This is a genomic window from Nocardia sp. NPDC004722 (assembly GCF_053601505.1).
In genome coordinates, this window is the sequence record NZ_JBSGBY010000516.1 from 1 (window position 1) to 6149 (window position 6149).

Consider the following 6149-nt stretch of genomic DNA (forward strand, 5'->3'; position numbering starts at 1 on the left):
TACCAGTTCCGAGCTGCGGCAATACCGACGACTGTGGGGGCGGGGCGGGGGTGTCCGCGCCGACGGGGGCGGGAGCGTCGCCACCCGCCGGCGCGGCGGTAGCCAGGGCAGGCGCGAGAAGGGGCACACAGATGCCCGCGAGAAGTACGGCCGCACGGGCCAATCGGGGTGCGTTCATGGCCTGTTTTCCTTTCACCTTCATCAGGACGAGCGCCGGGGGAACGGCGACTCGGTGGTCGCAGGTCGGTGGTGTGCGGCGGCGACGCTGCCGAGAATGGCACCCGATGGGAAATACTCCTTCGTCCATCGGTGGGTCGTAATCGACCTGCGCACCAAGAAAAACATCACGGTTCCAATACCGCAACCCTTAGGTGTGCAAACAATTGGTTAACGAATTGTTCTCTTTTTCTTCGAGTGTGCTTCAGGCCACTGCCCCGCAGAATTCGGCCTCCACTTCACTTTTCGCGCCCCCGCCCGCACCGACCAAGATCGAAATTGAGTTGCTCGTGGGTGCCCGGTTTCTGGGATCCTGGGCTGGTGAACGCAGGGGAAATCACCGTCGAGTTCGCGCCCGAGTTGCGCGTCTTCGTCGGGCAGCGCGACGGCTCGCCGATCCGGATCGACGGCACCTCGACGCTGGGGCATGTGGTGGAGTCGCTGGGTGTGCCGCTGACCGAGGTGGGCGTGCTGACGGTGAACGGCGAATCGGTTGCGGCCGGGCACATTCCGTCCGACGGCGAGATCATCGCGGTGTCCTCGGTGCTGCGCCCCCAGCCCAGCTCGGAACCGCTGCGCTTCCTGCTCGACATCCACCTCGGCACCCTCACCCGGCGGCTGCGGCTGCTGGGAATCGATGCGGCCTACGAGAATCCGGATATCGGCGACGCGGCGCTGGCGGCCCGCTCCGCGGCCGAGCGGCGGGTGCTGCTGTCCCGCGACCGCGGCCTGCTGCGGCGTCGCGAGATCTACTCCGGCGCTTACGTCTACAGCCACCAGCCCGCCGAGCAGCTGGACGACGTGCTGTCGCGCTTCGCGCCGCGGCTGGCGCCCTGGACCCGCTGCACCGCGTGCAACGGGGTGCTACGCGCCGCCGAGCGGGACGCGGTGCGGGCCCACCTGCCCGGCAACACCGGCGAGAGCTACGACTCCTTCGCCCAGTGCGTCGACTGCGGCCAGACCTATTGGAAGGGCGCGCACCACGCACGTCTGGACGCCATCGTGGCCGACGCCCTGGCCAAATTCGCCTGACCCCGGTCGGGGCTCAGGCGACCGTCACCGAGCGCGGGCCGCGGACGCCGCGGCATCCAGCCGAGCGCCCAGCGCCTTGACCTGATCGCGCATCGCCTCGATGTCCTCCAGTGGGACGCCCACCAGATCCAGCACGGTCTGGATCATGTGCTGCGCGCCCTGCTGGAGTTCGCGGCTGGATTCGCTGGCGTGCAGGACCACGGCGCGGCCGTCGGTCGCACTGCGGACGCTCTCGACCAGGCCGCGCGACTGTAGTCGCTGGACCAGGGGCGAGAGCGTGCCGTAGTCGAGGTGAACCTGCTCACCCAGATCCTTCATGGTGATGCCGGGGTGTTCCCACAGCGCCAGCAACACCAGATACTGCGGGTAGGTCAGGTTCATATCGTCCAGGAACGGCCGGTAGGCCGCGGTCATGGATCGTGACGTGGAGTACAGCGCGAAGCACAGCTGGGCGTTCAGCGACAGCAGCGCGTAGTCGATCTCCTCGTCCGCTCCGGCCCGATGCCCGTCGGGTGCGGAAGGCGGATGTTCGTGCATTACAGCACTGTACTGCGGACCGTGGTGAGTACCGCATCGGTGGCCACACGATCGCCCACCGTGATGCGGATGCCGGTGGGATAGGCCTTGACGTGGATGTCCGCGCCCGCCAGCGCGGTTGCCACCGCGTCGGCCTGCGGGCCCGCCACGGTGAGGTAGGAGAAGTTGGCGTAGCTGTCGGGTACGCACAGACCGAGTTCGCGCAGTCCGGCGGTGAGCCGGTCGCGGTGCTCGCCGAGTACGGCTATCCGCGCCTCGATCTCCGGCTCCGCCTCGTAGCAGGCCCGCACCGCGACCTCGGCGAGCGCGGTCATCCCGAAGGGCAGTTGCCAGCGGGCGACGCGATCGATGAGTTCGGGCGCGCCGATGCCGTAGCCGACCCGCAGCGCGGCGAGGCCGTACGCCTTCGAAAAGGTGCGCAGCACAAGCAGATTCGGATGCTTTTCCAGCAGTCCGAACACGTCGATGCGGTCGGCCTCGGCCACGAAGTCCACGTACGCCTCGTCGAGCACGATGGTGACGGAGGCGGGGATCTCCCGCAGAAACTCTTCGAATTCCCTTGGGGCGATGAGGGTTCCGGTCGGATTGTGCGGACTGCACACCACCACCAGCCGGGTCCGCTCGGTCACCGCCGCCGCCAGCGCCGCCAGGTCCTGCCGCCCATCGCCGGTGAGCGGCACCGCGATCGGCCGTCCACCCGCCATCGAGACCAGGATCGGGTATCCGTCGAAGGTGGGTGTCGCCATCACGACTTCCGCACCGCCGGAACCGAATTCCTGCACGATGTGCATGATCACCCCGGTCGCGCCCGCGCCCACCACGATCCGGTCGGGCGCGCAGCCCAGCCGCTCGGCGATCAGCCGGGGCAACCGCTGCGGCAGGAACTCCGGATAGCGGTTGGCCGAAGCCAGCGCCCGGCTCAGCGCCTCCCGCACCGACGGCGGTGGCCCGTAGGGAATCTCGTTGAGCTGCAACCGATGTCCGGCCGATATCAGCGAGGTCATGACGCTCGCCTCCTCAGCGCCCGCCCCAGCGAACCGCGGCGGCCCCGGCGAAGTCGCCCGCGTGCGCGAAACCGGCGAGCATCACCACCGAGCCCGCGGGCACCCGGCCCTCGTCGACGGCCCGGTCGAAGGTGACCGGAATGCCCGCGCCGAACAGGTTTCCGCAGTCGTCGAAGGTGTCGGGGTGCTTCTCGGGCGGCAGTTGCAGCGCGTCGCGCCAGTTGCGCAGGAACGCGCGGTTGGGCTGGTTGGTGACCAGCAGATCCAGGTCCTGCGACGCCACGTCGATGCGCTTGCACACCGCCTGCGCCACCTCCGGGACCAGCCGGTTGCCGCGCTGCAGCACCTTGGCGATCTTGGATTCGGTGAATCCGACGTGCATCTGGCCGGTTCCGGCCTCCCAGTAGCGGCGCGGCGGGTCGGCGATGACGGTCATCTGCCCGGCGAACTCCGGCAGGTGCCGGGTCTCGATGTCCAGGATCGGCGAGTCACCGGACTTCACCAGCAGTCCCGCGCCCGCGCCGTCGCCGGGGATGGCGGCCTGCGCCTTGCCGCGCACCTGCTCCTGGGTGAACACCTGCCCGGCCACGTTCTGTACGGTGACCACGAGCGCGGAGCGGGCGTCCGACGACAGCAGGATCTGCCGCGCCAGTTTCATGCCGTAGACGAACGACGCGCAGCCGCCGTTGTGCAGATCGATGAGCCATTCGGGCTTGATGCCCAGGCGTGCGGCCACCTCGCCGCCGTTGCCGACCACGCCGAGTTCCGGCAGCTGGGTGTGCACGATGAGAATGTCGACCTCGCGCAACACTTCCCGGCCGTGCCGCGCCAGGATCGGGGCGACGGCCCGCTCGGCCATGTCGGCGGGCGTCTCGCCCGGGGCGATGTGGTGGCGGAACTTGGGCGCCTTGAACATGAAGTTCGAGGTGACCTCGTCCGGGTCGGCGTACTGCGCGAAATAGTCCGCGGGGACGACGTTCTCGGGTAGATACCCGGCCACGTCGATCAGGCTGACAGTGCTCATGCTCAGTTCATCCATTCCGGCTTGATCGGCTGGCCGTTGGCGTGACGGTGCTCGCAGATGGCCTTGAGATTGCGCAGTTCCAACAGGTGCCCGGCGGCGAAGAGGTGCCAGAAGTCGCCGACCCACACCGGACGGCCCTCGGGCTCGGTCTGCGGGTAGGCGTTGTCGTCGTAGAAGGGGTGATGGCAGTTGGTCCAGGTGACCACCGAACCCGGCTTATTGAGCACCAGTTGCGCGTCCACGACCCGCATCAGGTAGATCATCCACAGGTGGTCGGCCTGGTCCCAGGCGCAGTGGTAGTCCACCGTGCGCGCCTCGGGAACGCTCACCGTGCGGGTGTAGATGCGGGTGTGCGAGCCGATCCGGTCGTCCGATACCCAGATCTCCGGATCCTCGGTGCGTTCGAAACCCCGCATGCTGTAGGTCCATTCGCACAGGCTGCGGGTGTCGGCGAGGTACTCGAACACCTCCTGCGGCGGCGCGTCGATGAATTCGGTGACGGTGCAGTACTGCCCGTAGATCTCGTCGTGCGGGTAGACGGCGCGGGTCATGTCCAGCACCAGCGGCATGCCCTCCTTGAGGGCCATCGACTCGATGCGATACACCCCCGGGATATCCAGGTCCGGAACCTCGATCGGCTCATCCTTGACGGTCTCGGTCATGCGAGGGGCTCCTTCAGGAAGGGGGCGAAGGGTGGGATTTCATCGGGGTCACACTGCAGTTCGATGAAGACGGGGCCGGGTATTGCCCGCGCCTTCTCCAGCGCGTTCTCGAATTCGGTGAGGGTGCGGGCGGTCCAGGCGGGCAACTCGGGGAACATGGCGGCCACACCCGCGCCGATCTCGGCCGAGTGGAACCGGTTGAAGCTGTAATCGCCGGAGTAGTAGACCTGCTCGCGCGTGACACACATGGCGTGCGCGTTGTTGTTGAAGACCACGAAGGTGACCGGCGCCTGATACTCGATCGCGGTATGCACCTCGTGCCCGTGCATGAAATACGCACCGTCCCCGGCGATTACGACGGTCCGCCGGCCACGCCCGAGCGCACACCCGATCCCGGCTCCGAACGAATACCCCATCCCGCCCATACCAAGCGCGATGAGAAACCGCCCGTCCTCGGGGACACGCAGGTGGTGCACCACGGCCGCACCGGTATTGCCCGCGTCGGCAACCACATCGGTCCCCGGCTCCAACGCCGCCTCGAGCGCCGCGACCGCCTCCCGATACCGCACCCCGGGCCCCGAGGCAGGCGGGACCACCAGCTCGCCGAGCGCGTGGTGGGGCTCGACAGTCGGGTCGGCCGCCTCGGCGGGCAGGACGACGGGCGACTCGGGGACGACGCGGTCCGGATCGGCCGCGCCCGAATCATGCTGTGCGGCAGCACTTGACCGGATCAGCCCCGCTACCTCCCGAAGGGCGGGGGGCAACGGTCCGCATGCGCGGGCGTGCACAGGGACGAAGGGCTCCTCCGCGCCCAGGTGCACGACCCGGGGGCACGCTGTCAGCGGACCGTCCAGTCCGGCACGGGAGGTCATAGACATGCTCGCACCCACGAGCAGGCACAGGTCGGCCGTGGCGACCAGTTCGCCCGCGCCGGGGTGACCCATGACGCCGACGACACCGGCGAAGTGCGGATCGCGATTCGGGAAGGCGTCCTTGGCATCCGGAGTCACGAGCACTCCGGCGTTCAGTGCCCGCGCCGCCGCGGCCAACTCCACTCGCGCGTCGGCCAAGCCGACCTCGGGTCCGGCGATGATGACCACCTGCGCCGGCGCAGGCAGGTCCGCGACCACCGCCTCCACCGCAGTGCGAGCGACATCCGTCATCGCGGCGTGCGCCCCACCCGTCACCCCGACGTGCTTTTGGCCGGGATCCACTCCGTCGCGTTGGATTTCGGCCAGGGACACGCCGGAATGACGGGGATGTTTTGCGGCTTGGATGTCCTTGGGCAGCAACAGGACTGCGGGTCCGCCGCTGAGTGCGGCGGCTATCGCCCGGTCCAGTTCGTCGGAAATCTCCTCCGGATTGGTCACTTTGGCGCAGTAACGCGACACCGCGCCGAAGATCCGCCGGGCGTCGAGCCTGCCGAGCAGTCCGCTGGTGTCCTGAAACGCGCCGCGTCCTTCGAGTGCGGTCGGCGGCTGGCCGACCAGGGCAAGCACGGGGACCCGGGAATCGTACGATTCCGTCAGGGCCGCAAGGAGATTCATGGCCCCGCCGCCCGAGGTGGCGGCCACCACACCGAGGCGGCCGGTGGCGCGGGCGTACCCGTCCGCCATGGTGGCCGCGCCGAATTCATGCTTGGCGATCAGGCCGGTGAGGGTCGGGTGCCGTTGC

The 6149-nt window shown here is 68.5% G+C and carries 6 protein-coding genes; 1 reads left to right on the plus strand and 5 read right to left on the minus strand.

The features are described from left to right. Nucleotides 1-537: 537 nt before the first annotated feature. The gene (locus tag ACWELQ_RS35100; RefSeq protein ID WP_452401318.1) at nucleotides 538-1248 is read left to right on the plus strand and encodes a Mut7-C RNAse domain-containing protein; all 711 of its coding nucleotides are present in this window, start codon (nucleotides 538-540) and stop codon (nucleotides 1246-1248) included. A gap of 24 nt (nucleotides 1249-1272) precedes the next feature. On the opposite strand, the gene ACWELQ_RS35105 is transcribed toward ACWELQ_RS35100, so the two are convergent. From ACWELQ_RS35105 to ACWELQ_RS35125, 5 genes are read right to left on the minus strand one after another with little or no spacing between them, the layout of a single operon-like run. Beyond that, nucleotides 1273-1785 (minus strand): MarR family winged helix-turn-helix transcriptional regulator, encoded by a 513-nt coding sequence (locus ACWELQ_RS35105; RefSeq protein ID WP_452401319.1) that lies wholly within the window; start codon nucleotides 1783-1785, stop codon nucleotides 1273-1275. Further along, complete coding sequence (locus ACWELQ_RS35110; protein WP_452401320.1) at nucleotides 1785-2789, minus strand: pyridoxal phosphate-dependent aminotransferase; 1005 nt, start codon at nucleotides 2787-2789, stop codon at nucleotides 1785-1787. The genes ACWELQ_RS35105 and ACWELQ_RS35110 overlap by 1 nt, the downstream gene beginning before the upstream one ends. Nucleotides 2790-2802: 13 nt before the next feature. Further along, nucleotides 2803-3813 (minus strand): 3-oxoacyl-ACP synthase III family protein, encoded by a 1011-nt coding sequence (locus tag ACWELQ_RS35115; RefSeq protein ID WP_452401321.1) that lies wholly within the window; start codon nucleotides 3811-3813, stop codon nucleotides 2803-2805. Nucleotides 3814-3815: 2 nt separating this feature from the next. Then, the gene (locus ACWELQ_RS35120) at nucleotides 3816-4475 is read right to left on the minus strand and encodes an SRPBCC family protein (protein ID WP_452401322.1); all 660 of its coding nucleotides are present in this window, start codon (nucleotides 4473-4475) and stop codon (nucleotides 3816-3818) included. Further along, complete coding sequence (locus ACWELQ_RS35125; protein WP_452401323.1) at nucleotides 4472-6124, minus strand: thiamine pyrophosphate-binding protein; 1653 nt, start codon at nucleotides 6122-6124, stop codon at nucleotides 4472-4474. Before ACWELQ_RS35125 ends, ACWELQ_RS35120 begins: the two co-directional genes overlap by 4 nt. Nucleotides 6125-6149: the final 25 nt, after the last annotated feature.

What these genes read in the sequence shown, in the direction of transcription:
- ACWELQ_RS35120 (WP_452401322.1), bottom strand. Translation starts at nt 4,475, where the DNA reads ATGACCGAGACCGTCAAGGATGAGCCGATCGAGGTTCCGGACCTGGAT.
- ACWELQ_RS35115 (WP_452401321.1), bottom strand. Translation starts at nt 3,813, where the DNA reads ATGAGCACTGTCAGCCTGATCGACGTGGCCGGGTATCTACCCGAGAAC.
- ACWELQ_RS35105 (WP_452401319.1), bottom strand. Translation starts at nt 1,785, where the DNA reads ATGCACGAACATCCGCCTTCCGCACCCGACGGGCATCGGGCCGGAGCG.
- ACWELQ_RS35110 (WP_452401320.1), bottom strand. Translation starts at nt 2,789, where the DNA reads ATGACCTCGCTGATATCGGCCGGACATCGGTTGCAGCTCAACGAGATT.